This is a genomic window from Streptomyces sp. 2P-4, from assembly GCF_030167965.1.
GTDB lineage: Bacteria > Actinomycetota > Actinomycetes > Streptomycetales > Streptomycetaceae > Streptomyces > Streptomyces globosus_A.
Genome location: NZ_CP095011.1, coordinates 6847616 through 6871925, shown reverse-complemented (window position 1 = coordinate 6871925; position 24310 = coordinate 6847616). Strand labels below are relative to the sequence as shown.

At 74.8% G+C, this 24310-nt stretch carries 24 protein-coding genes; 8 read left to right on the top strand and 16 right to left on the bottom strand.

All coding sequences use genetic code 11. The features are described 5' to 3' along the window. The first annotated feature begins 56 nt into the window (after nt 1–56). Complete coding sequence (locus MUK52_RS30780) at nt 57–1016, top strand: DMT family transporter (protein WP_114058696.1); 960 nt, start codon at nt 57–59, stop codon at nt 1014–1016. A 51-nt stretch (nt 1017–1067) separates the two neighbouring features. Here MUK52_RS30780 and MUK52_RS30775 read toward each other — a convergent pair whose 3' ends face one another. Then, entirely contained in the window at nt 1068–1451 is a 384-nt protein-coding gene (locus tag MUK52_RS30775) for a VOC family protein (protein ID WP_284581590.1), read from the bottom strand. Between the two features lie 330 nt (nt 1452–1781). On the opposite strand from MUK52_RS30775, the gene MUK52_RS30770 reads away from it, so the two are divergent. Then, nucleotides 1782–3329, top strand: a complete 1548-nt coding sequence (locus MUK52_RS30770; RefSeq protein ID WP_284581589.1) for an alpha/beta fold hydrolase — start codon at nt 1782–1784, stop codon at nt 3327–3329. 12 nt (nt 3330–3341) lie between these two features. Next, on the top strand, nt 3342–4970 hold the full coding sequence (locus MUK52_RS30765; protein WP_502963611.1) for an alpha/beta fold hydrolase: 1629 nt from the start codon (nt 3342–3344) through the stop codon (nt 4968–4970). Nucleotides 4971–4985: 15 nt separating this feature from the next. On the opposite strand, the gene MUK52_RS30760 is transcribed toward MUK52_RS30765, so the two are convergent. Further along, nucleotides 4986–6401 (bottom strand): alpha/beta hydrolase family protein, encoded by a 1416-nt coding sequence (locus tag MUK52_RS30760; RefSeq protein ID WP_284581588.1) that lies wholly within the window; start codon nt 6399–6401, stop codon nt 4986–4988. 304 nt (nt 6402–6705) lie between these two features. On the opposite strand from MUK52_RS30760, the gene MUK52_RS30755 reads away from it, so the two are divergent. Next, nucleotides 6706–7521, top strand: a complete 816-nt coding sequence (locus MUK52_RS30755) for a S1 family peptidase (RefSeq protein ID WP_216827088.1) — start codon at nt 6706–6708, stop codon at nt 7519–7521. Nucleotides 7522–7943: 422 nt separating this feature from the next. Next, on the top strand, nt 7944–8765 hold the full coding sequence (locus MUK52_RS30750; protein WP_284581587.1) for an NAD(P)H-binding protein: 822 nt from the start codon (nt 7944–7946) through the stop codon (nt 8763–8765). Nucleotides 8766–8778: 13 nt separating this feature from the next. On the opposite strand, the gene MUK52_RS30745 is transcribed toward MUK52_RS30750, so the two are convergent. From MUK52_RS30745 to lanL, 7 genes are all read right to left on the bottom strand, one after another. After that, nucleotides 8779–9462, bottom strand: a complete 684-nt coding sequence (locus MUK52_RS30745; protein ID WP_284581586.1) for a hypothetical protein — start codon at nt 9460–9462, stop codon at nt 8779–8781. Nucleotides 9463–9584: 122 nt separating this feature from the next. Next, nucleotides 9585–10112: a DoxX family protein gene (locus tag MUK52_RS30740; RefSeq protein ID WP_114055919.1), complete on the bottom strand. Its 528-nt coding sequence runs from the start codon at nt 10110–10112 to the stop codon at nt 9585–9587. Nucleotides 10113–10341: 229 nt separating this feature from the next. Then, nucleotides 10342–10752: a four-helix bundle copper-binding protein gene (locus MUK52_RS30735; RefSeq protein WP_114055920.1), complete on the bottom strand. Its 411-nt coding sequence runs from the start codon at nt 10750–10752 to the stop codon at nt 10342–10344. 118 nt (nt 10753–10870) lie between these two features. Beyond that, entirely contained in the window at nt 10871–11743 is an 873-nt protein-coding gene (locus tag MUK52_RS30730) for an ABC transporter permease (protein ID WP_428985430.1), read from the bottom strand. Beyond that, a complete protein-coding gene (locus MUK52_RS30725; RefSeq protein WP_114055921.1) occupies nt 11740–12828 on the bottom strand; it encodes an ATP-binding cassette domain-containing protein in 1089 nt (362 codons plus the stop codon). Before MUK52_RS30725 ends, MUK52_RS30730 begins: the two co-directional genes overlap by 4 nt. Before the next feature lie 129 nt (nt 12829–12957). After that, the gene (locus MUK52_RS30720; protein ID WP_174250405.1) at nt 12958–13113 is read right to left on the bottom strand and encodes a VenA family class IV lanthipeptide; all 156 of its coding nucleotides are present in this window, start codon (nt 13111–13113) and stop codon (nt 12958–12960) included. A 43-nt stretch (nt 13114–13156) separates the two neighbouring features. Further along, the gene (lanL, locus tag MUK52_RS30715; RefSeq protein WP_284581585.1) at nt 13157–15829 is read right to left on the bottom strand and encodes a class IV lanthionine synthetase LanL; all 2673 of its coding nucleotides are present in this window, start codon (nt 15827–15829) and stop codon (nt 13157–13159) included. Nucleotides 15830–16766: 937 nt separating this feature from the next. Here lanL and MUK52_RS30710 point away from each other — a divergent pair. After that, nucleotides 16767–17108: a UBP-type zinc finger domain-containing protein gene (locus MUK52_RS30710; RefSeq protein ID WP_428985431.1), complete on the top strand. Its 342-nt coding sequence runs from the start codon at nt 16767–16769 to the stop codon at nt 17106–17108. A 45-nt stretch (nt 17109–17153) separates the two neighbouring features. On the opposite strand, the gene MUK52_RS30705 is transcribed toward MUK52_RS30710, so the two are convergent. The 6 genes from MUK52_RS30705 to MUK52_RS30680 all read right to left on the bottom strand — a co-directional run bounded on the left by MUK52_RS30705 (nt 17154) and on the right by MUK52_RS30680 (nt 21911). Beyond that, a complete protein-coding gene (locus tag MUK52_RS30705; RefSeq protein WP_174250406.1) occupies nt 17154–17330 on the bottom strand; it encodes a DUF6480 family protein in 177 nt (58 codons plus the stop codon). Between the two features lie 38 nt (nt 17331–17368). After that, nucleotides 17369–18082: an SDR family NAD(P)-dependent oxidoreductase gene (locus MUK52_RS30700; RefSeq protein WP_284581584.1), complete on the bottom strand. Its 714-nt coding sequence runs from the start codon at nt 18080–18082 to the stop codon at nt 17369–17371. A 2-nt stretch (nt 18083–18084) separates the two neighbouring features. Next, a complete protein-coding gene (locus tag MUK52_RS30695) occupies nt 18085–18621 on the bottom strand; it encodes a DUF4383 domain-containing protein (protein WP_284581582.1) in 537 nt (178 codons plus the stop codon). A gap of 135 nt (nt 18622–18756) precedes the next feature. Continuing rightward, nucleotides 18757–19443 carry an adenosylcobinamide amidohydrolase gene (locus MUK52_RS30690; RefSeq protein WP_114055924.1) on the bottom strand — a complete coding sequence of 229 codons (687 nt, stop codon included), beginning with the start codon at nt 19441–19443 and terminating at the stop codon, nt 18757–18759. A 133-nt stretch (nt 19444–19576) separates the two neighbouring features. Continuing rightward, nucleotides 19577–20227, bottom strand: a complete 651-nt coding sequence (locus tag MUK52_RS30685; RefSeq protein ID WP_114055925.1) for a fasciclin domain-containing protein — start codon at nt 20225–20227, stop codon at nt 19577–19579. Between the two features lie 7 nt (nt 20228–20234). Then, the gene (locus MUK52_RS30680) at nt 20235–21911 is read right to left on the bottom strand and encodes a molybdopterin-dependent oxidoreductase (RefSeq protein ID WP_114058699.1); all 1677 of its coding nucleotides are present in this window, start codon (nt 21909–21911) and stop codon (nt 20235–20237) included. A gap of 379 nt (nt 21912–22290) precedes the next feature. On the opposite strand from MUK52_RS30680, the gene sigK reads away from it, so the two are divergent. Together sigK and MUK52_RS30670 are read left to right on the top strand one after the other, a co-directional pair. Continuing rightward, nucleotides 22291–22878 carry an ECF RNA polymerase sigma factor SigK gene (gene sigK, locus MUK52_RS30675; protein ID WP_246042564.1) on the top strand — a complete coding sequence of 196 codons (588 nt, stop codon included), beginning with the start codon at nt 22291–22293 and terminating at the stop codon, nt 22876–22878. Continuing rightward, entirely contained in the window at nt 22875–23627 is a 753-nt protein-coding gene (locus tag MUK52_RS30670; RefSeq protein WP_114055927.1) for an anti-sigma factor, read from the top strand. Before sigK ends, MUK52_RS30670 begins: the two co-directional genes overlap by 4 nt. Before the next feature lie 38 nt (nt 23628–23665). Here the strand turns inward: MUK52_RS30670 and MUK52_RS30665 are convergent, their stop codons facing one another. Continuing rightward, complete coding sequence (locus MUK52_RS30665) at nt 23666–24235, bottom strand: hypothetical protein (protein ID WP_284581581.1); 570 nt, start codon at nt 24233–24235, stop codon at nt 23666–23668. Nucleotides 24236–24310: the final 75 nt, after the last annotated feature.

The following is a 24310-nucleotide window of genomic DNA, read 5'->3' as shown; positions in this document are numbered from 1 at the left end:
GGTTGGTTTAGATCTTGGTCGTGGTCTTCAACGTGCTGGTGGGGCACGGTGGACGCATGCATGTCGCCCGCCGCACGGATGCGGTTCTCCTGCTGGTCGCGCTCGTCTGGGGCTCCAGCTACCTCGCCGCCAAGACGGCCACCCTCGCCCTGCCGGTCCTGGCGGTGCTCTTCGCCCGGTACGCCCTCTCCGCGGCGGCCTGCGGGGCACTGGTGGCGCTCCGGCGCCGCAAGCGGCGCTGGACGCGCGCGGAGGTGCGCGCCGGGTCGCTGCTCGGTGTGACGCAGGCCGCCGTGCTGGTGCTGGAGACGTACGGGGTGGCGCACACCAGCGCCGCGAACGCCGGGCTGATCATCAGCCTGACCATCGTGCTGACACCGCTGCTGGACCGCACCGGCGGCCGGCTTCCGGCGCGTTTCCTCCTCGCCGCCGCATGCTGCGTCGCGGCCGTCGGGCTGCTCACCGCCGGCAACGGCTTCCAGGCCCCACGGCTCGGGGACGGGCTGATGCTCGCCGCCGCGGTCGTCCGGGCCGGGCACGTCGCGCTCGTCGGACGGCTCACCGCCGGCCGGCCCGTGGATCCGCTGCATCTGACGGCCGTCCAGACCGTCGTCGGCTCGGCGCTCTTCCTGCCGCTTGCCCTGGGCCATCTGCCCGAGCTGTTCCGCAGCAGTGGCGCGACGTGGATGCAGCTCGTCTACCTGGCGCTGTTCTGCAGTGTCTTCGCGTTCCTCGCCCAGACATGGGCGGTGCAGGGCACGTCCGCGAGCCGGGCGAGCCTGCTCCTGGGCACCGAGCCGATCTGGGCCGTCGCCGTGGGGATCGGCGTCGGCGGTGAACGGCTCACCGTGTGGGCCGGCCTCGGCGCCGTACTCATGGTCGCCGGAACCTACTGGGGCCAGGCCGTCGAACGCGCACACCGCACCGGCACCGCCGCCGCGGCACGGGGCGTGTCCGGCGAGGACGACCGCCGAGGGCCGGCCAGGATGGCGGAGCCCGCACGCCCTGCCGGGTGACCGGCCTGCAGGCCGGGCGGCTCCGCGGCCCCGGGCGCGCGGGCTCGGGCGTCAGGACGGCGTGGCGGCCCGGTCGGATGCGCTGCGGAGGACGCAGAACTCGTTCCCCTCGGGGTCGGCGAGGACCGCCCAGCCGGTGCCGTCGGAACTGCGGCGGTCGGCGACGAGGGCCGCGCCGAGGCCCAGGAGGCGCTCCACCTCCTGTTCGCGCGTGGTGTCCGGGCGCAGGCACAGGTGGATCCGGTTCTTGACCGCCTTGGGCTCGGGCACCTGGTTGAAGTGCAGCAGCGGCCCCTCCTCCAGCAGCACCTGGACCTCCGGGTCGCCCGGCCTGCCCTCCGGATCGACCGGACGGCCCGTCACCCTGCTCCAGAAGCAGGCGAGTTCGTAGGCGTCCGAGCAGTCGATCGCCACGTTCTGCACAACCGAGACCATGTCGGTGGGCCTTCCTGGTGTCCGTGCCGGACGCCGCCTGTCGGGCGTCCGGCGCCTGCCGGCGGACCACCACCTCTACGGTACGGAGATCACTTGAGGCAAGCCCCTCCCCCGCCCCGGGGCCGCCGCTGCGGCCTCCCGCCACGGGGAGCCGCGTACGGACGCGCTGCGCGCCCCGTCGGCGTGCCGACGCGGTGACCGGGGGCCGCCCGCTCCGGGTGCACCCCCCAGCGCCCCGCGATAGCGTCGAAGGACGCGCGTTCCGCCCCACACGCAGCGGCCGGGCCGCGCCGGCGGCAGCCGCCGAAGTCGGCGAAGGAACGGGATCGCATGTCCAGGCACACCCTCCGTGCGGGGACGGCCACGGCCGCTCTTGCCTGCCTTGCGGCCTTCGGCCCCGCACCGGGCAGCGCCGCCTCACCGGCCGCCACGCCGAGCCCCTCGGGCCCCGCGGGCCCCCGGTTCGTACCGAGCGCCTGCCCCGAGCCGGCCGAGCCCGTCGAAGCGCCGGCGGGCGCCGAGTGCGGCTTCCTGGAGGTGCCCGAGAACCGGTCCCGGCCCGACGGCCGGACCATCAGGCTGGCGGTGGCGAGGATCCCCGCCGCCGCGGAGAAGCCCGCGGCAGACCCTGTGGTGTTCATGGCGGGTGGCCCCGGCGCCGACGCCTTCGACGACATCCCGTTCCTCGTCGACTCCGGGCTGAACAAGGACCGCGAACTCATCGTCATGGGTCAGCGCGGCAACCTGTACGACCAGCCGAACCTGGCCTGCCCCGAGGTCGACCGGTTCAACGAGAAGGCCGTCGGCCTCGGCTATGACTCCCCGCAGGCCAAGCAGCTCATGCTGGAGGCCGTGACGGACTGCCGGGCCCGGCTCGTCGCCGACGGCGTCGACCTCGACGCCTACAACACCACGGAGAACGCCGCCGACTTCGCCGATCTGCGCACGGCGCTGGGCATCCCGCGGTGGAACGTGTACGGGTACTCGTACGGCACCAACCTGGCCCTCACGTACCTGCGCCTGCACCCCGAGGGGATCCGCTCGGTGGCGATCGACTCGGTCGCCCCCTCCCAGGAGGTCACCCTCCCGTGGACCTGGAGCAGCACCGCGGAGGGCATCCGCAACATCTTCGCGGCGTGCGCGGCGCAGCCCGCCTGCAAGGAGCGCTACCCCGACCTGCCCGGCATGCTGACCGAGCAGATCCGCAAGCTGGAGGCGCAGCCGCTGACCCTCGACGTCACGCCGGAGGGCGGCGGGAAGCCGGTGAGGACCGTGCTCGACGGCGGCGCGCTGCTGAACCTGATCGTCGCGTTCACCCCGCGCCCGCACGACCTGCCGGCGGCGCTGGACGAGCTGAGCCGGGGGAACCCGGAGCGCTTCGCGCAGGCGCGGGCGGCCGGGTCGGTCCAGAAGGAGGGCCTGTTCGCCCACGGCCTGACGAACTCGATCGCGTGCGCCGAGTGGGCCCCCGGGTACACGGAGGCAGACGTGCTGGCGGCGGGCCGCAAGGAGTACCCGGACTGGCCGGACTCGGTGCTGGCGCAGGCGCCGCAGCTGCCCTTCCAGTACCCGGTGTGCGGGGTCTGGGATGTCGCGGACCGTGCGGAGATCCAGCGCGTGCCCACGGCCGGCGCGGTGCCGGCCCTCGTCGTCTCCGGCACGTTCGACGTGAAGACGGGCGCGAGCTGGGCGAAGGGCGTCGCCGCGAACCTGTCCCGCTCGACGTCCGTGGTGGTCCCCGGCATCGGCCACTGGGTGGTTCCGCAGTCTCCGTGCGCGCAGCAGGTGCTCGCGTCGTTCTTCGCCCGCCCGACCGCCCCCGACACGTCGTGCGTGGACGGTCTCAAGCCGGCCCCGTTCACGATCATCCCGAAATGACCGGGAGCGCAGATGACTCTCCACCGCACGCCCCGCAGGCGTACCGTACGGCGGCTGCAGGCCGCGTCCGCGGGTATGGCGGCCGGCCTGCTCGTCACCGGCAGCCTGCTCGCCGCGCCCGCGGCGCAGGCGCGGTCCGGCACCGACGCCAGTGCGACGCCCGGCGCGCCGCTCGGCACGGCCGCCCGCACCGTCGGCGATGCGAGCTACACCCCGGGCGCCTGCCCGAAGACTCCGGAGCCGATCGAGGAGCTCGAAGGGGCCCGCTGCGGAACCCTCACCGTCCCCGAGAACCGCTCCGAGCCGGACGGCAAGAAGATCAAGCTCGGTGTCGCGATCGTGCCCGCGCTGTCGGCCGCGCCGAAGCCCGACCCCATCGTGTGGCTCGCCGGCGGCCCCGGGGACGACGCGGTCGGCGAGGCGGAGATGGCGATCGGCGGCGGCCTGAACCGCGACCGGGACGTGGTCCTCATGTCCCAGCGCGGCACGTACTCGGCCGAGCCGAACGTGCTGTGCCCCAACATCGACGAGTTCAACGCGCGAGCCGTCGGCCTCGTCTCCGGCGCACCGTCCACCGAACGCCTGCACGTCGCGGCCACCAAGGCCTGCCGCGACCGGCTGGCGGCCCAGGGCACCGACCTCGCCGCCTACAACGACACCGAGAGCGCCGCCGACTACGAGGACCTGCGGGCGGCGCTCGGCCTCAAGCAGTGGAACCTGTACGGCATCTCCTACGGCACGCACCTCGCGCTGGTCTACATGCGGCTGCACCCCGGCGGGCTGCGCTCCGTCGCCCTCGACGGGATCCTGCCGCCGTCCATTGCGGGTTCCGCGGCGACCTGGAGCAGCGCCCGGCAGGGCTTCGACGGCGTGTTCAAGGCATGCGCGGACCAGCCGGCGTGCAACAAGCGCTACCCGAACCTGTCGGCCACCTTCGACAGGCTCGTCCGCGACCTCGAAGCGAATCCGGTCACGACGACCGTCACGCTGCCGGGCAGCGACAAGCCGGTGAAGGTCGTGCTGGACGGTGGAACGCTGGTCAACTGGATGACCTCCGCCACCCACATCGCACCCCAGGTCCCCCTCGCCATCGACGAGTTGGCGCACGGCAAGCCGCAGCGGATCGCCGCGCAGTACGCGGGCGGCAAGCTCAGCCCGGCGGCCGTGGGCCGGGTCGCGCACGGCCTCGTCTACGGCGTGTTCTGCAGCGAGTGGACGCCGTACGAGACGGAGGAGGAGGCCCTGGAGGGCGGCCGGAAGGCGTTCCCGACCTACCCCCGCCCGGTGCTGGAACAGGCGCCTCAGCTGGCCTTCCTCCGGTCGGACTGCGACGTGTGGGATGTGCCCCCGGCCGACCCCTCGATCCGGGACGCCACCCGCAGCGACATCCCGACGCTCGCCCTGTCCGGCAGCTTCGACGCCCAGACCGGCGCGGACAACGGGCCGTACGTCGCGCGGACGCTGCCCAACGCCACGGTCGTCACCGTCCCATACGAGCCGCACGTGGTGTTCGCCACCTCGAAGTGCGCGCAGCAGATCGCCGTCTCCTTCTTCGACACGCCGGACGCGCCGGACACGGCGTGCCTGAAGGGCTTGGAGGCGCCCCGGTTCGAGATCGGGGAGCCCGGTTCCACCGGATAGCCGGCCCCGGCGGCGTCAGCTGCCCTGCAGGGTCTGCTGCAGCCAGTCGAAGACGACCTCGCAGTGCAGCTGCGGCGCCATGGGAGAGCAGTGCAGTTGCGCGCCCTCCTGCGCCGTCAACCGGACGTAGTCCTTGGGCGAGGTGAGCGCGTTGTACATCTCGCGCGGCTGGCCGGGGTAGAACTGCTCGCCCTCGTAGTCGAGGACGAGGGTCGGGGCCTTGATGAGGGGGACGACGTCCGTGATCTTCAGGGCCTGGATGCGGGTCGCCGGGGTGTAGAAGTCGGTGAACAGCCGGCCCTGGCGGGCTTCGAGCATCGCGGGGATGGAGAACGGCTCGAAGCGCTTCTTCATCGTCGCGGCGGCCGCCGGGGGCAGCTCCGGAACGACCTCGTTGTTCCAGATGTCGTTCGTCTGCTGCTTGTCGGGGGTGAGGATCCGGCGGATCTCGGGAGGGAAGCCCAGCCAGGGGTCGACGCAGCCCGGCATCGTCACCAGGGCGGCGATCCGGCTTTCGAACGCGGCGGCGCGGGGCGCGAGGTCGCCCGCCATGCTGAGGCCCGTCAACGCGATCCGGTCCGGGTCCACGTCGGAGCGGGCCGTCAGCCAGTCGACGAGCGGGGTGACGACCTTCTCCCAGGTGGGCGTGAAGACGATCCTGTCGACGAACAGCAGCCGGCCCTGCCCCGGCCCGTCGTAGACGAGGGCGTTCCAGCCGCGTTCGAGGGCGGCGGGGACCCCGTACGTCCACATGTCGACGTTCTGGCCGTCGCTGCCGTTGGTCAGGATCACGGTGGGGCGCCGGGCGCCGGACGTGTCGGGGCGGAAGAACCACACCGGCAGCGGTGTCGTCCCGTACGGGACCTGCGCCTTGACCGGGGCGGGCTCGCACAGGTCGCAGAAGGCGTCCCAGGCCTTGCGCCCCGACCGGTACAGCTGCTCCTCGCTGCCCGGGGCGTCGGAGCCGAGGACGAAGAACAGTGCCTGCCCGTAGTACTGGGCGGCGCGCAGGGCGCGGAACCGCTTGGTCTGGTCGTCGGCGGGGGCGCCGGGCGGCGGCCGCAGGAGCCGGTCGCCGAGCTTGCGGAACGTCTCCACGTACGTCTGGGGGGACAGTCCGGCAGCGTTGACGGTGTTGACGGCGGTCAGGACCTCGCCGACCTCGGCGGCGCCGGCACCGGAGGCGCCCAGTGCCAGGAGTGCGCTGAAGTTGTACGCGGGGTCCTGGAACAGCGTCATCGCGCCCGGGGTGATCCCGCCCGCGCCGGCGGTCGGCGAGGCGGAGCCGGCAGCGGTGGGGGTGGGTGCCGGTGCGCCGGGAGCGGCCCCGCGGGCACAGCCCGCCATGAGCGCTGCGCCGACGCCGGCAGTCGCGGTGAGCAGGGCGCGGCGGGTGGGGTCGGTGGGACGCTCGCCCGGTGTGTGCTTCATGCCGTCGGAACCTAGCGGCGGTCCCGCGCCGCGGCATCCGCTCGGCCGCCCGCAGGCGGGTCCGCGGCGCCGGAGTCTGCTGCGGACGGCGTGCGTATCGCCAGGTCGCCGGCGTGCGGCACACCGGTCGGCCGCAGCCTCGGAGCCGGGGCGGTCGCACTGGGCCGACCGGCGGCAGCAGGGCGCCGCGGGCACCCGCCTGCGGGGGTTGCCCCTACGCCGGGGGGCGTGCTGCCCCCATGGTCCGGCTGATCTTGAACGGGCAGGCTGGAGCACGTCCGAACCCCGAGTGAAGGAAGTCTCTGTGCTCTCTCTGCATTCGGTGCGCCGCCGCGTGGCGCGCACCACGGTCGTCGGAACGCTCGTCGCCGCCGCATGCGCCACCTTGCTGGCCGGCAGCGCCGGGGCCATCGTCAACGGATCCGACGCCGGCGAACACTACCCGTTCATGGCGACGATTCCGGAGTCGGCTCCGAAGTACGGCCTGCACGACGGGAACTGCGGGGCGTCGCTGATCGATCCGCGGTGGGTGCTGACGGCGGCCCACTGCGTGCAGGGTGACGGGCTGGAGCTGGAGGGCACCGTCCGGATCGGCAGCAGGCACCGCAAGTCCGGCGGGACCGTACGGGCCATCGACCGGATCGTGGTCCACCCCGGCTACGCCAACGGTGAGGGCAAGGCCTTCAACAAGCACGACATCGCGCTGGTCCGCCTCGACCGCCCGGTGGCCGGGAAGCCGGTCCGCCTCGCGGAGGGGGCCGGCCGCCCCGGTACCCCGACCCGGATCCTGGGCTTCGGGACCACCGTGGACACGGAGCTGCGGTTCGCGGAGCGACTGCAGGAGTTGGACACCCGCATCGGCGCCGAGGCGGAATGCGCCCCCGGTTACGCGGACCGGACGCGGCTGTGCACCATCAGCAGGGTGCCCGAGGCGATGGCGTGCTTCGGCGACTCCGGCGGACCGCAGCTCCAGCGGGGCAGGCACGGGCGGTGGGAGCTGGTCGGCGTGACCTCGGGTCCCGGTGCCCCGGGGGTCGCCTGTTCGGACGGGCCCGGCCTCTACGCCGGCGTACCCGTCTACCGGGACTGGATCCGGAAGACCGTCCGGCGCGATGCCTGACCTTGCGCTCCGCCGGTCGGCAGCCGGGGGCCTCACCGGCGGCGGCAGACGGGGCGGACGTCGCCCGCCGGTCTTCCCTCCGGCGGGCCTCGGCGGCGTCGACGTTGCACGCGAGCGCCTTGTCGAAGTCTGCTGGACGGCCCGGCCGCGCGGGAGTCGTCCGTGCCGGCCGGGCTGCTGCGGCCGGCCGGCCGGCTCGTCCCGGTATACGGGGCTCCCGGGGGCCGGGCCCCGGCGCCGATGGCGGAGTCGGTGCGCGCGGCCCTGCACGGGGCGGCTTCCGTACCGCTGCGTCCGTCCGCCGGCGCCGCGGCACCGCGCTGCTGGCAATCAGCGCGGACGTTGCCCATTGCGGACAGGAGTTGGCCTAGATCCCGCTTAGTGTCGTCCGCAGAGGTGAGACGGCGGCCGAGGAGGGCGACGTGACGATTCTGGTGACCGGTGCGACAGGGACTCTGGGGCGCCTGGTGGTCGAGCGGTTGCGGCAGGGCGGCGAGAGGGTCCGCGCGCTCACGCGTACGCCGGCCGCGGCGGGTCTGCCCGACGGCGTCGAGGTGGTGGGCGGCGACCTCACCCGGCCGCAGACCCTGGCGGGCGCGTTCGACGGGGTGCGCGCCGTGCACCTGCTCGGCGCGACCGGACACGACCACACCCCGCTGGAGACGGGCCCGCAGGTCGTGGCCATGGCGGCCGAGGCCGGAGTGGAGCGGCTCACCGTGCTGTCCGCAGGCGAGGACGGGCCGTGGGAAGGGACCGTGCGGGCGAGCGGCCTGGAGTGGACGTTCGTCTGGCCGATCGACTTCATGGCCAACACGCTCGGCTGGGCCGGGGCCATCCGCACAGCGGCCGAGGTACGCGAGCCGTACGCGGGCCGCAGGACCGCCTCCGTGGACGAGGCGGACGTCGCCGACGTCATCGCCGCCGTGCTCACGCGCGGGGGCCACGCGGGCCGGCGGTTCACCGTTTCCGGGCCCGAAGCGCTCACCCCGGCCGACAAGGTGTCCGCCATCGCGGCGGCCACCAACCGGGCTCTCCGCTTCACCGGGCTGACCGACGAGCAGGCGCGCCGGCAGTGGAGGGCGGAGGGCTGGCCCGAGGAGGGCATCGCATTCATGCTGCACATGTGGGCCACCGTCCCCGACACGGTGGCCGAGGTGACGACGGCGGTCGAGGAGGTGCTGGGCCGCCCGCCCCGCACGTTCGCCCGGTGGGCCTCCGCGCACGCCGCCGCCTTCCGCCCCTGACCGGGGCGGCTCGTCACCCGTCCTGCGGCCGGCCGCCCTCCAGGCGGCGGAGGATCGCCTCGGCGAGCCGCCACAGGTCCGAGTCGCGCCGGAACCGGCGGTCCCGCTGCGCCCTGACGGCGTCGGCGAGGCGCCTGGCCTGCGCCTCATCGAGGTCGTCGGCCATGTGGGCGGCGAGCAGCAGCGCCTGGTGCTGCTCCAGTGGGCTGCGCGGGTCCTCGACGGCGGTGACCGCGGCGTCGACGTCGCGCAGGGCGCGGTCGGCCTGCATCGCGGCGAGCGCGGTGATGCGCTCCTCGGCGGTCCCCTCCCGGAACCGGCTCAGGACGTCGGCCGGTTCGTGCTCGCGCTCCTCCGCGGAGCGGCGGTCCCGGGAAGCGGCCTCCTCCGTGGCCCAGGTGCGGGGCACACCGCGGTGCGCGGTCCTGCGTACCGGCGTGCGGTCGGCGGCAGCGGGAGCTGCGCTGTCCAGCAGGACCTGCGCCTCGGCGCGGAGCCGCCGCGCCGAGGCGACGTCGCCCTGCCGCTCGGACTCCTCGGCCAGCGCCAGCCTGTCCGCGGCGGCCGCGCGGAGCCGGAGGCTGACTCCGCCGACCTCCAGGCCTTCGAGGCGGCTGCCGAACAGGGCGAGGAGCAGCAGGACTCCGCCGAAGACGAGCAGGACGGCCGTGCCGGTGCCGTTCTCCGTCACGAACACGGCGAGGACGCCCGTCCCGAACGCCGCCGCGCCGAGCAGCCCGGCGACCAGGCGCAGGGCGGGCGTGAAGTGGAAGGGTGCAGGGTCGGAATCGGCCGGCTCGCCCCTTCTCCCCGGCGACGTCAGGACGGCTCCTCGCCCGTGTCCTGGGGGGCTTGGGCGCGCTTGGCCACGACCGCGGCTGCCGCGGCGGCGCTCGCCGCGAAGGCCAGGGCGAGCATCCACCGCTGGTCGAAGGTGTGGCCGGTGGCGTGGTCGAGGGAGAGGCGGCCCGGGCCGGCGAGGCCGATGGCGGCCGCTGTGAAGCCGAGGAACGCCGGGTACTCGTACCCGCCGGCCTGGGCGAAGAACCCGGCCGGGGCGTGGACGGACACCGCTCCGGCCATGGCGCCCGCGGCGGCCGCGCCCGCTGCCGGGGTGGCGAGGCCGAGGACCAGCAGGGCCCCGCCGCCGGCCTCGCCGAGCCCGGCGGCGAGGGCGCTGCGCCGTCCGGGGGTGAAGCCCATGTGCTCCATGGCGGCGGCGGTCCGGTCGAGGCCGCCGCCGCCGAACCAGCCGAAGAGCTTCTGTGTGCCGTGCGCCATCAGCACGGCTCCGGTCCCGGCGCGGAGGGCCAGCAGAGCGAGGTCGCGTCGGTTGATCCATGTCATCGGAAGTCTCCCTGGGACGGCGGGGCACGGTGCCGGAGACATCCCTATCCCCGCACGCCGGCGCCGCCCCGCGCCCCGGGCCACGTCCGCCCGGACGGGTGCCGGTGGCACGGAGCCGCCGAACGGAAGCCGGCCGCCGTCCGGCGCGGCTTCTTCGACGGCCTCGGCGCCCGCCCGGCGCCGGTACCCTCCTGGCTTTCCGGCGCGCGGGCGGGCCCGGTGGCGGGCCTCAGCCGAGGGTGGCCGCGAGGTCGCTGCACGCCTCGGCGCACGAGCGGCAGGCCTCGGCGCAGAGGCGGCAGTGCTCGTGCTGGTCGGCGTGGGCGGCGCACTCGTCGGCGCAGGCCCGGCAGGCGACGGCGCAGGCCGTGACGAGGGCGCGGGCGATGTCGGGGTTGTAGCCGGTGTGCCGGGAGAGGACCGCGGCCGTGGCGGTGCAGATGTCGGCGCAGTCCATGTCGGTGCGGATGCACTTGGTGAGGTCGCCGACCATGCCTTCGGCCAGACAGGCGTCGGCGCAGGCCGTACAGGCCTGCGCGCAGGCGATGCATTCCTCGATGCAGCGGGCGAGCCTGTCCTGGTCGAGGTCGCCGAGGTCGGCGGGGTAGCTGTGCAGCATGTCCTTGACGGGCGCGTTCATGGCGAGGGCCCTCGCTTTCCCGCCGCCGGCCGGAGGGAGCCGCGCCTTCGGGGGAACCGTGCGGCGGCTTACCGCCAGGATCGCCCCGCGGCCCGGTTTCCGCCCGGCGGGCGGGGTGTCATTCGGGGCGGCTGAAGCGGTGGGCCGCCCAGAGCAGGGCCGCCGCGCCGGCCGCCAGGAGGACGCCCGCTTCGAGGAGCAGCGGCGGCTGCCGGCCGAACCAGTCGATGCCGCCGACGGCGGCTTGGTCGGGGACCCGCAGGGCGATGCAGCCGCGGAGCAGGTCGACGCCGTAGGCGAGCGGGTTGGCGTCGGCCAGGGCGCGGGCCCAGCCGGGCAGGTTCTGCAGCGGGAAGAAGCCGCCGGAGAGGAACATCAGCGGCATCATGACCAGGCCGAGCAGCATGTGGAACACCTCGGGCCGGTGCAGGCTCACCGCGAGGGCCAGGGACAGGGCCGTGATGGTGAAGGAGGCGAGGACCATGCCGCCGAGGAGCAGGGCCATGAGGACCGGATCGTAGGGCAGGCCGACGGCGCCGGCGAGACAGAGGAGGAGGGCGCCCTGGACCGTGGCGACCAGGGTGCCGCCGGCGCAGCTTCCCAGGAGCAGGGTGGACCGGCGCACCGGGGCCATCAGCAGCTCGCGCAGGTAGCCGCTCTGCCGGTCGGTGATCAGCCGCACGCCGACCATGATGGCGGGCGCCTGCACGGTCATCATCAGCATGCCGGGGAAGAGGTAGGCCTGGTATCCGGTGCCGAGCGAGGAGTCCGGGATGAGGGCGGCGAGTCCGCCTCCGAGGATGAAGAGGTAGAGCACCGGCTGGAACAGCACCAGGGCGGCGTGGGTGGGCTGGGCCGCCAGGCGCAGCAGGTCGCGGTGGACCAGGGCGTGCACGGCGCGCAGTTCGCGGCGCAGCCGGTCCGGCGGCGCGGCCCCGGGGCCGCGGGTGCCGTCGGGGGCGGCCGGTGTGCGGAGGGCGGGTGTGGTCACGGGGCGCTCCCGGGGGCGTCCGGCGTCAGGTCGGGCCGGGCGGCGTTGATGCTGCGGCCGGTGTGGTGGAAGAAGACGTCGTCGAGGGTGGGCGGGGCCGCGGACGCGGCGTGCACGGAGATGCCGCGGCCCGCCAGGGCGGCGCACAGGCGGGGGATCCAGGCGCTGCCGTCGGGCACGCGCAGCCAGACCCCCTCGGCGTCCGCGGTGACGGCGGGATCCGGCGATCCGGTCGCCTCGCACACGATCCTGCGGGCGGTCGCGTCGTCGCTGGTGCGCAGCACGACGCGGTCGTCGCCGATCGCTGCCTTGAGTGCGGCGGGCGCGCCCTGGGCGACCAGGCGGCCGCCGTCGATGATGGCGAGGCGGTCGCAGTGCTCGGACTCTTCCAGGTAGTGGGTGGTGACGAAGAGGGTGCTGCCCTGCCGGTCGCGGAGGGCGCGCAGGTGCTGCCAGACCTGTGCGCGGGCGTGGGGGTCGAGGCCGGTCGTCGGCTCGTCGAGGAACAGGACCTCGGGTGCGTGCAGCAGGCCGCGGGCGAGTTCCAGGCGGCGCCGCATGCCGCCGGACAGGGTACGCACCAGGGCCCGGCGCCGGTCTGCCAGGTCGACCGCCTCCAGTGTCTCGGCGGTCCGGCGGCGGGCGTCACGGCGGCTGAGCCCGAAGAGGCGGGCGTGGATGTGCAGGTTCTGCTCGGCCGTCAGGTCGGGGTCGAGGGCGCTGTGCTGGAAGAGCATTCCCACCCGCCGGCGTACCCGGTCGGGCTCGGTGAGGATGTCGGCGCCGGCCACGGTGGCCCGTCCCGAGGTGGGGCGGGCGAGGGCGCACAGCAGGGCGATGGTGGTGGACTTCCCGGCGCCGTTGGGGCCGAGGAAGGCGAAGGTCTCGCCCCGGTGCACGTCCAGGTCCAGGCCGCGCAGGGCCCGGGTGGCGGTGCCGTCGGGTCCGGGGTACGTCTTGACCAGGCCGCGGGTGCTGATGGCGTATGCCGTTCCGGCTGCGTCGTGCGCGCTGTCCGGGCTTGTGCGGGGGGCGGGCGCGGGGGCTGCCTGGGCGGGGGCGCCGGCACCGGCGTGTGGCTGCATGGGGTCGGGTCCTCGTCTACGGGTGGTCGTCCGCCGGGACGGGCTTCCGGGAGCGGTGGCGCCCCCGGAGGGGCACCACCGCTTCGGCCGGCGGCCGTGCTGGGACGGCCGCCGGCCGGAAGGGCCGGGTCAGGCGCAGCTGACGCCGACGCAGACGGTGTTGAGCAGGGTGAGCAGGCCGACGCACTGGCAGGTGTCGGCGAACGCCGCGCCGTCGGCGCCGAGCGGGTCGGTCTCCGGAAGGGCGTGCAGGTGGGCGAGCAGCTCGAAGTCGCGGTTCTCCATGACGTTCTCCTTCTCTGTGACTCAAGCGGCAGTGTTCTGCCGCTCAGACCGGCTGCTGGACCATCCAGTGCCGGGGTTCTGTGTGGCGGACCCGCAGGAGGAATGCCAGGATTCCCGCGGTTCCGTCGCTCCAGCTCGTCGAGGCCTCCCCGTACTCGTTGGGGAAGACGACGTGGCTGCCGCGCCGGGCCCGTTCGGCGACGAGGAGACGGGCCAGGTCGTCGGCCATCGCCCGGTAGGAGGACTCCCCCGTGGCGTCGGCCAGGTCGAGGAGGAAGTCGCCGTTGCCGGCGAGGCCGTGGCATTGCGTCAGGGGGGCGCGGGAGGCGCGCTGGACGACGGCGCGGGCCGCTCCGTGGGCGAGGTTGCGGAACCGGTCGTCCCCGGTCGCCTGCCACAGCCTGACCAGGAAGGATCCGATGCCGGCCGAGCCGTGGCACCAGTACGGTGCCGTGGGCAGGTCCGCGGTGTGGGCGGGCCAGTGGACCGCGTCGCCGACCCGCACGGCGCAGGCCGCGAGGTGTTCGCCCGCCGCCAGGGCGAGATCCCTGTGCTGTTGGCGTTCTGTGACGGCGGCGGCGGCGAGGAGGAAGCAGGCGATGCCTGCGGTGCCGTGGGCGAAGCCCAGGTAGCGTTTCCCGGCTTCGGCGGAGACGGCTTCCGCGGGGACCGGCCAGCTCACCGCGGCCGGCTCGCGCCGTGCGGCGGCGGCCAGCCGGTCGGCCGCGTCGGTGACGAGCCCGGCGAGGCGGGGGTCCCGGGTGCGGTACCACAGGTGGGCGGCGGCGAGTCCGCTGCCTGCCGTGCCGTGGGTGATGTCGTGGCTGGGCGTCGGATCCTGCGGGGCCAGGGCCAGGGCCAGGGCGTGGTCCACGAGGGCGCTGTCGTTGACGGCGCGGCCGGCCTCGTACAGGGCCCAGGCGGTGCCGCGGCCGCCGAAGTGCAGGCCGGGGCGGGTCGAGCGGGTGTCGGTCCGGGCCGCCGTCCACCGGCCCGCGGTGGATATCAGCCCGGGGAGCCGCGGGTCGCCGGTGAGTTCGAAGTAGCGGGTCAGGACGGCGAGGACTCCGGCCGCGCCCTGCTGGACGGTGCAGGGGTCGGCCTCGCCGGCCATCGTGGAGACGGGCCACAGCCGCCGGTCGTCCGCCGGGTCCATCGTGTCGACGAGGTGGTCGACCATGCCGGCGATGGCGGCGTCCACCTCGTCGGCGGCCGTGCCGCCCGGCTGGGGTGCGGCGGCGGGGCGTGCGGGTCGCATCAGGGCGGTCGCGCGGAGGGCGGTGAGCGCCCGGGCGGGGTCCCAGCGCTCGGCGGGGTCGTCCTTCATCAGCCCGAGGACGGTCTCCTGGAGGGCCGGCGGCAGGTCGAGCGGTGCGGTGCAGGCGGCGAGCCAGGCGGCGAGCCGCTGCTCGGCGGGCCGGCCGGCGGGTTCCTCGGGGAGCAGGTTCGGGACCTTCCCGGCCAGGACGAAGCAGATGGTGGCGCCGAGGCTGTAGTAGTCGGCCGTCGGGGAGACCGGGGCGTCGGCCAGGCGTTCGGGGGCGCTGAAGCCGGGGGTGCCGACTCGGGTCGGCAGGGCGCCGTCTTCGCGGAGGACGGCGAGTTCGAGGTCGATGAGGCGGAGTTCGCCGTCCGGGCGGACCATGACGTTGCCGGGGGTGAAGTCCCGGAGGACGCAGCCGCGGGCGTGGGCCGCCGCGACCAGCTCCGCGAGGCGTACGGCCTGGGCGAGCGCGTCGGCGCGGTACTGCTCGCTGCCGGCGTCGCGGAAGTGCTCCGCGACCCAGGTGCGCAGGGGTATGCCCGGCACCTCCTCCTGGGCAAGGAACAGATGCCCGCCGACCTCGAACATCGCGAGCGGCTCCGGTGCGAGGCCCGTTCCTCTGAGCTTCTCCAGCGTCCGTGCCTCGGCCCGGAGCCAGTCGCGGACGTCGGATCCGGACGCGTCGGCCTCGACGTGCGGCCGGGTCTCCTTGATCACCACGGGTGCGCCCGTGGTGACGTCCGTCCCCCGGTAGACGCCGCCCTTGTTGGTGTGCCGGATCGCCTCCCGTACGGAGAAGCGGCCGCCGAGGAGCACCGGGCTGGCGGCCGTCTGCTCGGTGCGCGGCGGGGCGGGGACGGACGGCGGGAAGGGGCTGACGGCCCAGGGGGGCGGGTCGTACTGGCCTGTGCGCTTGTCTTCGACGGGGTTGCCGTCGGGGTCCTCGATGTACCACACCAGCAGGCCCTCGTCCGACAGCCGCCGCCGGCCGACGAAGGCGCCGTACCGGTAGTGGACCAGGCTGTGCGCGGCGTAGGGCTGGTCGGACAGGATGCGCGGGCCGGCGAGTCCCGCCGTGGCCCGGTGCAGCTGCTGCGCTATTCGGGCCGCGTCGGCGTCGGAGGACGGGTAGACGGTGAGGAACTTGCCCGACGAACCGCGCGGCGTGGCGCGGGTGTTGAGCGCGCTGACCTGCTCCAGCGACCGGGCGAACTTGAACGCCGACTCCTCGCGCAGCAGCACGTCCAGGGACCGGGCGAGGACCTCCGGCGCGGAGGCGGCGGTTGCCGACACGTGGAGCTTCCAGCCCTGGGTGCGGGGGGTCGCGGAACCGGGCGTGAGGCGGCACCACATGTCGTCCGCGTCGACCGCCCAACGCGTTTCGGTGTCCGTGGCCTTGAGTGCGTCGTGGAGAAGGCTTTCGAGATCGGCTTCGGTTGCGTGGCTCGTCATGCGTGTCCCTCTCAACGGTGGAAACCGCTGGTGGAATGTGCCGTCGGTTTATGAACGTACAGTCCGCACCGCGCCGTCCGTCAGTGGCCGAAGGGAGCGCACGGAGTTGTTGCGGCGCCGAATGGCGTCTACCGGCGCGCGGGCAGGCGCGTTTGGCTCTGGAGGTCGGGGAGGCTCCTTGGTGCGCCTCGCGGGATCGCGACGGAGCGGCGCACGCACCTGAATTCAGGGGCGGAGCGGCAGCGGAATTCGTCGGTGCGATTCCCGCTGCGGTCGGTTCCGTGGGAGAACGTCTGCCGCGGAAGCAGGGCCGACGCTCCATCGGGTCCGGCTTCCGGCGTACAGCTTTGCCGCTGCCCGGCCCGCGGTAAAGACTGTGTTTGCGCCGTCGCGGCAACCTGCGGCGGAGCATGATCCGGTCCGGCGGCCGGACGGCGATCATGCGTCTGAACTGGGCGCGGCCGCCGCGTCACACGCGTCACAACCCCCCGGCACATGCAGGGGATTGACTCAAAACGACAACCGGAATGCTTTCGGTCGACTTGGAGGCGAAAACCCGACAGCGCCGGCATCCGTGCTTCGGGAATACTGCACCGCCTTTCCGAACTCCTGTTTCCCTGCGCTTTGGGTGCAGGCAACCGGGGTGCGGGGAGGGCGGTGGTGAGCGTGCATTCTCCGCACCGTGCCGACCGGTTGCCCGGCCGTACGGAAAGGCAGATTCGGGCGGTGCGCAGCCTCGCCCCGACGGGCGCGTGCACGGGCGGGGTCACGCGGGCTTCCTGCCCGGGGTGGCCGAGTCCTCCTGGCAGCACCCCGTCGTGCGGCGCCGGGTGCGCTCCCGCCGCGGCACCCGGCGGACCGCGTCCGGGCCCGGACCGCATCCGCGGGTCGGGCCCGGACGGAAGAGGAGAGTGGGGGCGACAGGACAGGAGGCGCTGTGGGACGTGAACCGGAGGCCCCGTTCTGGGCGCCTGCCCCCGACGGGGGCCGCGTGGAGCAGCCCGTCTGCTCCCACCTCGGGGAGGCGGTGCTCCGTCCCGTCCGCCACGTGGGGAAGGGGTGCGAGGACTGCGAGGCCGGGACGCCGCGGGTAGGCCTGCTGCGGTGTCTCACGTGCGGCCATGTCGGCTGCTGTGACAGCTCCCCGGGGCAGCACGCCCATGCCCACGCCGAGGCGTCCGCGCACCCCCTCGCCCAGTCCTGCGCGAGCGGTGCCCGGTGGGCCTGGTGCTATCCGGACGGCCTGTACCTCGTCCCGGCCGCCCCGGCGCCGCGCTGAGCACGGCCCTGTACGGGGGCGGCCGGCCGGTGGGCGGGGGCGTCGTCAGCCCCAGAGGCGGGCGGCGAAGAACGCCGCGACCATGGCGGCGCCGAGGACGACGAGCGCGAGGAAGACGCCGGGGTGTTCCCAGGGGCCTCCGTCCGCGCGTTCCCGGTGGGCCGATGCGGTGGATCCTTCGGCCGGGGGAGTCTCCCCCGGCGGAATCCTGAGGTTCGACATGATCCCTCCTCGGAGCGGGTGGTGGGCGGTGGGGCGGTTCAGGGGGCCGGGCGGGCGGGCTCCGGACGCCAGGGTGGTGCCGTGAGCGGTGTCGCGGGAGCCGCCGGGGCGAGCAGTCGGTCGAGCAGGGCCGACACCGCGGCGTCCGGGTCTGCGGGCCGGGGCAGCGGCGGTGGGCTCCCCTCGACGGCGCGGGCGGCGAACCCCGTGTCCAGGTGGGGGAATCTGGCGTCGACGACGGCGACACGCCGCTTGCGCACCTCGCGGGCGAGGACGCCGAGCCAGCCGGCGAGCGCGGCTTTGGAGGCCGCGTAGTCGGCCGTACCGGCCAGGGGGGTGTCGACGACGGCGCCGGTCACCGCGGCGAGGAAGCCGCCGTCGCCGACCACGGGGGCGGCGCCCCGCAGGACAGCCATGGGACAGAGGGCGTTCACGGTGAGCAGGTGTTCGGCGGCGGCGTCCGACACGCGCGCTGCCGGCCCGAAGGCGGCGACGCCGACGGTCACCAGGACGCCGTCCAGGCCGCCGAGGGCCTCGGCCGCCCACGGAGCCAGACCGGAGCAGCCGCGCAGGTCGTAGGCGTCGATACGGCGGGCCGGGCTGCCGGTTCCGGCGGCCAGGGCCGCCAGGCGGCGGCGGTCGCGGCCGGCCAGCGCGGTCCGGCAGTGCCTCCCGGCCAGCCCGCGGACGGCGAGGGTGCCGATCTCGCCGGTGGCGCCGACCACCAGCACCCTCGCGCCGCCGCCGGGCACGTTCACCTCCTCGGCAGCTCGGCGGGCCGGCCGGCCGCCGGGCCGAGCCGCGGGCGGCCCGCCGTCTCGCGGGCGGCCTGGTCGGGGTGGCGGCGCCGCCAGTACGGGTTGTCGTGCGGCAGGCCGCCGCTGACCCGGCCGTACATGCCGAACGTCATGATCAGCAGGCCCATCAGGAAGCTGAAGAAGACGTTGGAGAGGCCGAAGTCCAAAATGTTGCCGGGTCGCCCGATGAGGAACAGGTGCACGAACCCGCTCAGGAGGAACAGCACGCCGACCGCGATGTTGACGGACGAGGCGACGTTGCCGCCGATCAGGGCGGCGACGACCAGGAGCAGTCCGAACACGACCGAGACGGTGCTCAGCAGTCCGTTCGTGGACAGGCCGGCGATCTGCTGCCCGTCGGTGTCGAAGGCGGAGAGGCTGTCGGCGTACCCGAGGCAGCCGAAGAGGAGGAGCAGCAGGCCGCACAGGGCGGCTCCGATCCGGTAGACCTTGTTCAGGGGGTGGTCGACCGGAAGTTCGTCACGCAGGCTCATGGGTCCTCCCGTGGATGGCTGCATACAGGCCCCGAGGTCTCCAGGCTGGGGCGCGGCTGCCGGTACGGAAAGTCGCAGTGATTCTGCACCGTTTTGCCTGACTCCTCCGCACATGCCGGGGATGTGCGGTACCGCTCAGGCGGCGGGCGGACGGGCAGCGGCGTGCACGGCCCGGTGGACGGCGCGGGCCAGGCGCGCGCCCCACAGGGAGCGGGGGCCGGCAAAGGGGTGGGCGTCCTCGCCCCCGCGGGGGACGCGGGCGGCGACGCACACGGCGTCCGTCGGGGTGCCCGAGCAGTCGTATCCGGCGTCCAGCAGCGCCTGCACCTTGGCTTCGGTGGCGGTTGCCACCGCGTTGACCAGCGCGGCATCGGTCAGGGCCACGGGAAGCGCCACCACGATGTTGACCGTGCCCGGCTGCGGCGCCGCGGCGGCGCCCTGCCCGGGAGCGGCCGCCCAGCCCCGCACTCCGAGCCCCGCGGTGGCCACCGCCTCCGCTCCCGCGTCGTGCGCGTGGCCGTACGCGCGGACGTCGGCGGCTGTCATCAGGCCGACGCCAGGCCCGCGCACGCCCGCGTCCCGGGCGAGCTCCGCGAGGTGGCGTTCCGGATCGGTGCGCCGGTAGCCGTGCGACACCTGGGCGTTGAGGACCCAGGCCCGTTCCCCGATGCCGCCGCCGAGGACGGCGCTGCTGATCATCCGCCAGTCCGCACCGGCCCGCCACAGAAGGCCGTGCAGCCGCTCGCCGCCCTCCAGGCGGTCGAGCGGCTGCACGGGCAGCAGGCCGGTTGCGGGGCGGGGCGGCGGAATGACTGCGGACACCGGGCGGGAACTCCTTGCGGGGCGGGGACCGGCTGATCGTACGCCGCGGCAGCCGCCCGCGCGGAGGGGAGGGGAGGCCGGGGCGGTGCAGGGCCTGCCCCCGTCCCGTGGCGGGGGCAGGTACCGCCGGCCGCTACTTCGGCATCAGGACGGTGTCGATGATGTAGACGTTGGCGTTCGCCGTCTTGACGTTGCCGCACACCACCGCCGCCGTGTCGTTGACCTTGTAGGACTCGCCCGAGCCCTTGGTCGTGACCGTGCCCTTCTGGAGGGTCTCGAAGGAGCCGTTCTCGAGCTGCTGCGGCGTCAGCCTCTGCCCGACGACGTGGTAGGTGAGGATGTTCGTCAGGGCCGCCTTGTCGGCGAGGACCTTGTCGAGGTCGGCCTTCGGGATCTTGGCGAAGGCTTCGTTGGTGGGCGCGAAGACGGTGATGTCCTTCGCGTTGTTCAGGGTGTCGACGAGGCCGGCCTGCTTCACCGCGGCGACGAGGGTGGAGAGGGCCGGGTTGTTGGAGGCCGCGGTGGCGACCGGGTCCTGGGCCATGCCCTCGAAGGAGCCGGCGCCTTCCTCGGGCACGCTCGCGCAGCCCGGGCCGAACGGCTTGCCGCCCGTTGCCGCGTCGTCCATCGGGGCGCTCCCGGCGGTCTGCGCTGCCCCCTCGGCTCCCGCGGTGGGGGCGGCCTTGGTCTCGCTGCCGGAGTCGGAGCACGCGGCGAGGGAGAAGGGCAGGACGGCTGCGGCCGCAACGGCGACTGCGGTACGGCGGATGCGGATGGTGTTCATGGTGGGTCTACTCCTTCAATGAGGGTTGTACGGCTGTTCGGTTGTCCGGTGGCCGGGGTGGTGCTCCGGCCGGCCCGCGAGCAGGCCGGCCGGTGGTCTGGGGGACGGTGACGAAGACGCTGTGCCGGCCGCTCGCCCCGTCGGGGACGGTGCGGGTGCGCTCTTCGGTCTGCACCCGTCCGGTGCCGTCCGTGGCGCGGACGGTGAGGGTGTGTCCGCCGGGAGCGGCCTCCCAGCGGTAGGTCCACTGCCGCCAGGTGTCCGCGCCCGTCGGAGCCGCGAGGTCGGCGTCCTGCCAGGGCCCGTCGTCGATGCGGACCTCGACCCGGATGATGCCTCTGCGCTGGGCCCAGGCGACGCCCGCGACGGTGACCGGCCCGGCGGCGGGCCGCGCGAAGGGCTTGGGGGTGTCGATGCGGGACTGGGTCTTGACCGGCGCCCGCCGGGCCCAGCCGCGCCGGACCCAGTAGGGGTCGTAGGCGTCGAAGGAGGTCAGCTCCATGTCGGTGATCCACTTGCAGGCGGAGACGTAGCCGTAGAGGCCGGGCACGAGCATCCGGGCAGGGAAGCCGTGGTCGAAGGGGAGCGGTTCGCCGTTCATGCCGACGGCGAGCATGGCGTCCCGCCCGTCCATCAGCTCCTCGACCGGGGAACCGAGGGTCATGCCGTCCGCGGAGCGCGCCACCAGCTGGTCGGACCTGCCGCCCTGGGACGGCGGCCGCACGCCGGCCTCCCGCAGGAGGTCGGCGAGGGGGACGCCGAGCCAGCGGGCGGTGCCGGTGTACGGGCCGCCGACCTCGTTGGAGACGCAGGTGAGGGTGATGTCGCGCTCAACGAGGGGGCGGGCCAGGAGCTCGCCGAGGGTGAGGGTGCGGGGGCGTGTGACGCCCTCGCCGTGGATCCGCAGGCGCCAGGTTCCGGCGTCGATCCTCGGCACGGCGAGCGCGGTGTCGACGCGGTAGAAGTCGCGGGTGGGTGTGGTGAACGGGCTGATGCCGGGCACCTTCAGTTGTGCGCCGGCCGGGAGGGCCGGGGCCGGGGAGGCCGGCGGCGGCAGGACCAGGGCGTTCCGGGAGGCGGCGGCATCCTGCCCGTGCCGGTCGGCGAGGGTGCGGCCCAGGGCTCCGGCGGAGGCGGCGGCGCCGGCGGTGGCAGCCGCCGCGGTGAGGAAGCCCCGCCTGTTCCAGTCGCCCCGGCCGCTCCCGGCCGGCCCGTCCGGCGGGGCGCCTGCCCTCCGCGCGACCAGGAAGCAGAGGGTGGCCGCCCCTGCCGCCGCGCCGGCGAGCGAGGGAAGCGCGTCGCCGAGGCCGGCGGCGTCGGGACGGCTCAGCGCGGCGGCGGCGCCGACGGCTCCGAAGAGCAGGACGCCGGCCGCCCCGGCACGCAGGTGACGCAGGCTCAGTACGCCGAGGCCGGCGGCGCTGAGCGCCAGCAGGAAGAGGATGCCGAGCCGGAGGGCGTCCTTGTCGTCCTCCCCGAAGGTGCGGACCGCGAAGTCCTTCACCGCGGCCGGGGCCAGGTCAACCACCGCGCCGCCCACGACCGTCACCGGGCCCGCGGCCGGGCGGGCCAGGCCGGCTGCCAGCTCGGCCGCGGCGAGCGCCGCGAACGCGGCCAGGAGTCCGGCCAGGGCGCCGGGGCCGACGCGGGCGAGGGTGTTGCGGAAGCTGCTCACGTACGGGATTCGGCAGCACGCGCCCGGCGGATTGGCCGGACACCCGAACGAGTGAAATATCGCGCCTGTGGCGCCCGGCACTTGACATCAACCCGGCGGCCCGTCCAACTCGTCGGCCGGAGCGGCTCCCCTCTTCCCTGCTCCCTTCACCCGACCGGGCTGTCCGAACGCGGCGAAGGCGGCGGAGTGCCCTCCCATCCGCAGCGCCGTCCGCTACGAAGAACACCCGACACACCACACGTTCCGGCGCCGGGCTCCGCCCCGCCACCCGGCAGGGGCGGCCCCGCACCACGACGAGGACAAGGACCGGCATGCGATGGACACCCCTCCCCCGGGCAACCCGCCCCGGCGGCCCCTCCCCCTCCTCACCCCGGCCGGAGCCCGGCCGGTGAACCAACCGCTCCCCTCCGGCGCAGGCCACGCCCCGGGCGGGGCCGACCTCGCCGAGCTCATGCAGCAGGTCGCCCGAGGCGACAAGCAGTCCTTCTCCGCGCTCTACGACGCCCTCGCACCCCTGGTCCACGGGATCGTCGTCAGAGTCGTACGCGACCGCGCGCAGTCGGAGGAGGTCGCCCAGGAGGTCATGATCGACCTGTGGCGGCAGGCCGCCCGCTACCGGCCCGACACCGGAAGCGTCACCACCTGGGCGGCGACCATCGCACACCGCCGCGCGGTCGACCGCGTCCGCTCCGCCCAGGCGGCTGCGGACCGCGAGCACACCCAGGCCGCCCGGGAGCACCAGACCGCCTTCGACGAGGTCGCCGAGCAGGTGGAGACCCGGCTGGAGAGCGAGCAGGTACGCCGCTGCCTGCGCGGGCTGACCGAGCTCCAGCGCCAGGCCGTGGACCTGGCCTACTACCGGGGACTGACCTACCGTGAAGTCGCCGAAGCCCTGCGCACACCGCTTCCCACCATCAAGACACGCATGCGCGACGGGCTCATCCGGCTCCGCGACTGCATGGGGGTGACCACATGAAACACGACGTATCCGATCCCCACGCCCTTGCCGCCGCCTACGCGCTGAACGCCCTCGACCCCGGCGAACAGGCGGTGTTCGAGAGCCACCTGCACGAGTGCGCGTCGTGCCGGCAGGAGGTCGCGGAGTTCCTGGCCACCGCGGCGCGCCTGGCCGCGGCCGTCTCCCAGCCGCCGCCTGCGGCGGGCAAGCAGGCGGTCCTGGACGCGATCGACGGTGTGCGGCAGCTGCCGCCGCGGGTGCCCCCGGCCTCGTCCGCGACCGCCCGCGGCGGCACCCTGCGCCGCAGGGCCCTCCCGCTCGCCCTGGCCGCCAGCCTGGCCGCCGCCGCGTCACTCGCCGGCCTGGCCGTGTGGCAGGTCCGGCAGGGCGAGGAGCTGCGGCAGCGGGCCGTACAGGCCGAGCAGCGCCTGGACGACGTCAGCTCCGTCCTCGCGGCGCCCGACGCCCGGGCCGTGCACGGCCGGGCCGCCAACGGCGCCCTGACCACGGTGGTGGCCTCCGACATGCAGAACCGGGCCGTCTTCACCGCCGGCAGCCTTCCGGCGCCCGCCGCCGGCAAGACGTACCAGCTGTGGCTCGACCACGACGGCACCATGCGCCCCGCCGGTTTCATCTCCGGGGACGGGACCGTGCAGCTCAGCGGCGATCCGGCCGACGCGACCGCGGTCGGCCTCAGCCTCGAACCCGTCGGCGGATCGCCCCACCCGACCACCGCGCCCCTGCTGCTGATGGCCCTGCCTTCCTGACCCCGGCGGGCGCCGGCCGCAGTGCGCGCCGGGAGCCTTCAGCGGCGCCGGGCCGCGGCCAGGACCAGGCCGGCGAGCAGCAGCGCCAGGCCGATGGCGAGGACGGGAAGGCCGGTGGCGGGGAGGGTGTACAGGGCCGCCGCGGCCGCGGCGAGCGGTGTGCCGACCGCGGCGGCGACCGCGCCGATCCGGCGCGGTGTCACGGCCGGACCGCCGCCCGCGGACGCCTCGGGGGCGGAGGTCCGCAGGTCGCGGCCGGTGAGGTGGGCGGTGAGGGCGCCGGCCAGCACGGCCCAGGCGACGGCAGTCCAGCCGCCCCGGCCGGCGCCGGTGAGCAGGACGGCCGCGGTGACGGTCGCCCCGGCCGCCATGGCCCGGGGGCTGCCGGCGAAGGCCAAGGTGCGGCGGGCGGTTCCCGGCTGCCGCATTTCCAGCACCGCGGTACGGATCACCAGGGCGGCGGCGGCGAGCACCGGGACGAGGAGGGAGGCGTCGGGATCGGGCATCGCGGGGACCGCTCTCCTCGTGCGGGCCCGGATGCTGCGGACCCGGGCCTGCCGGTGGGCGTCGACCGCCCACGCCTCGGCGTCGGCGGTGGTGGGGGCCACCGGGCGGCGGCCCCTACGTGTGCACCAGTGTCGCCGGAATCGGGCGTCCCGGCAGGCCCCGTACGGATACCCGGC

Coding starts and splice junctions, on each gene's coding strand:
- MUK52_RS30770 (WP_284581589.1), top strand. CDS start 1,782: ATGTCCAGGCACACCCTCCGTGCGGGGACGGCCACGGCCGCTCTTGCC.
- MUK52_RS30695 (WP_284581582.1), bottom strand. CDS start 18,621: ATGAGCCTGCGTGACGAACTTCCGGTCGACCACCCCCTGAACAAGGTC.
- MUK52_RS30720 (WP_174250405.1), bottom strand. CDS start 13,113: ATGGAGAACCGCGACTTCGAGCTGCTCGCCCACCTGCACGCCCTTCCG.
- lanL (WP_284581585.1), bottom strand. CDS start 15,829: ATGACGAGCCACGCAACCGAAGCCGATCTCGAAAGCCTTCTCCACGAC.
- MUK52_RS30735 (WP_114055920.1), bottom strand. CDS start 10,752: ATGAACGCGCCCGTCAAGGACATGCTGCACAGCTACCCCGCCGACCTC.
- MUK52_RS30705 (WP_174250406.1), bottom strand. CDS start 17,330: ATGTCGAACCTCAGGATTCCGCCGGGGGAGACTCCCCCGGCCGAAGGA.
- MUK52_RS30760 (WP_284581588.1), bottom strand. CDS start 6,401: ATGAAGCACACACCGGGCGAGCGTCCCACCGACCCCACCCGCCGCGCC.
- MUK52_RS30670 (WP_114055927.1), top strand. CDS start 22,875: ATGAAACACGACGTATCCGATCCCCACGCCCTTGCCGCCGCCTACGCG.
- MUK52_RS30775 (WP_284581590.1), bottom strand. CDS start 1,451: ATGGTCTCGGTTGTGCAGAACGTGGCGATCGACTGCTCGGACGCCTAC.
- MUK52_RS30765 (WP_502963611.1), top strand. CDS start 3,342: ATGACTCTCCACCGCACGCCCCGCAGGCGTACCGTACGGCGGCTGCAG.
- MUK52_RS30740 (WP_114055919.1), bottom strand. CDS start 10,112: ATGACATGGATCAACCGACGCGACCTCGCTCTGCTGGCCCTCCGCGCC.
- MUK52_RS30725 (WP_114055921.1), bottom strand. CDS start 12,828: ATGCAGCCACACGCCGGTGCCGGCGCCCCCGCCCAGGCAGCCCCCGCG.
- MUK52_RS30685 (WP_114055925.1), bottom strand. CDS start 20,227: ATGAACACCATCCGCATCCGCCGTACCGCAGTCGCCGTTGCGGCCGCA.
- MUK52_RS30780 (WP_114058696.1), top strand. CDS start 57: ATGCATGTCGCCCGCCGCACGGATGCGGTTCTCCTGCTGGTCGCGCTC.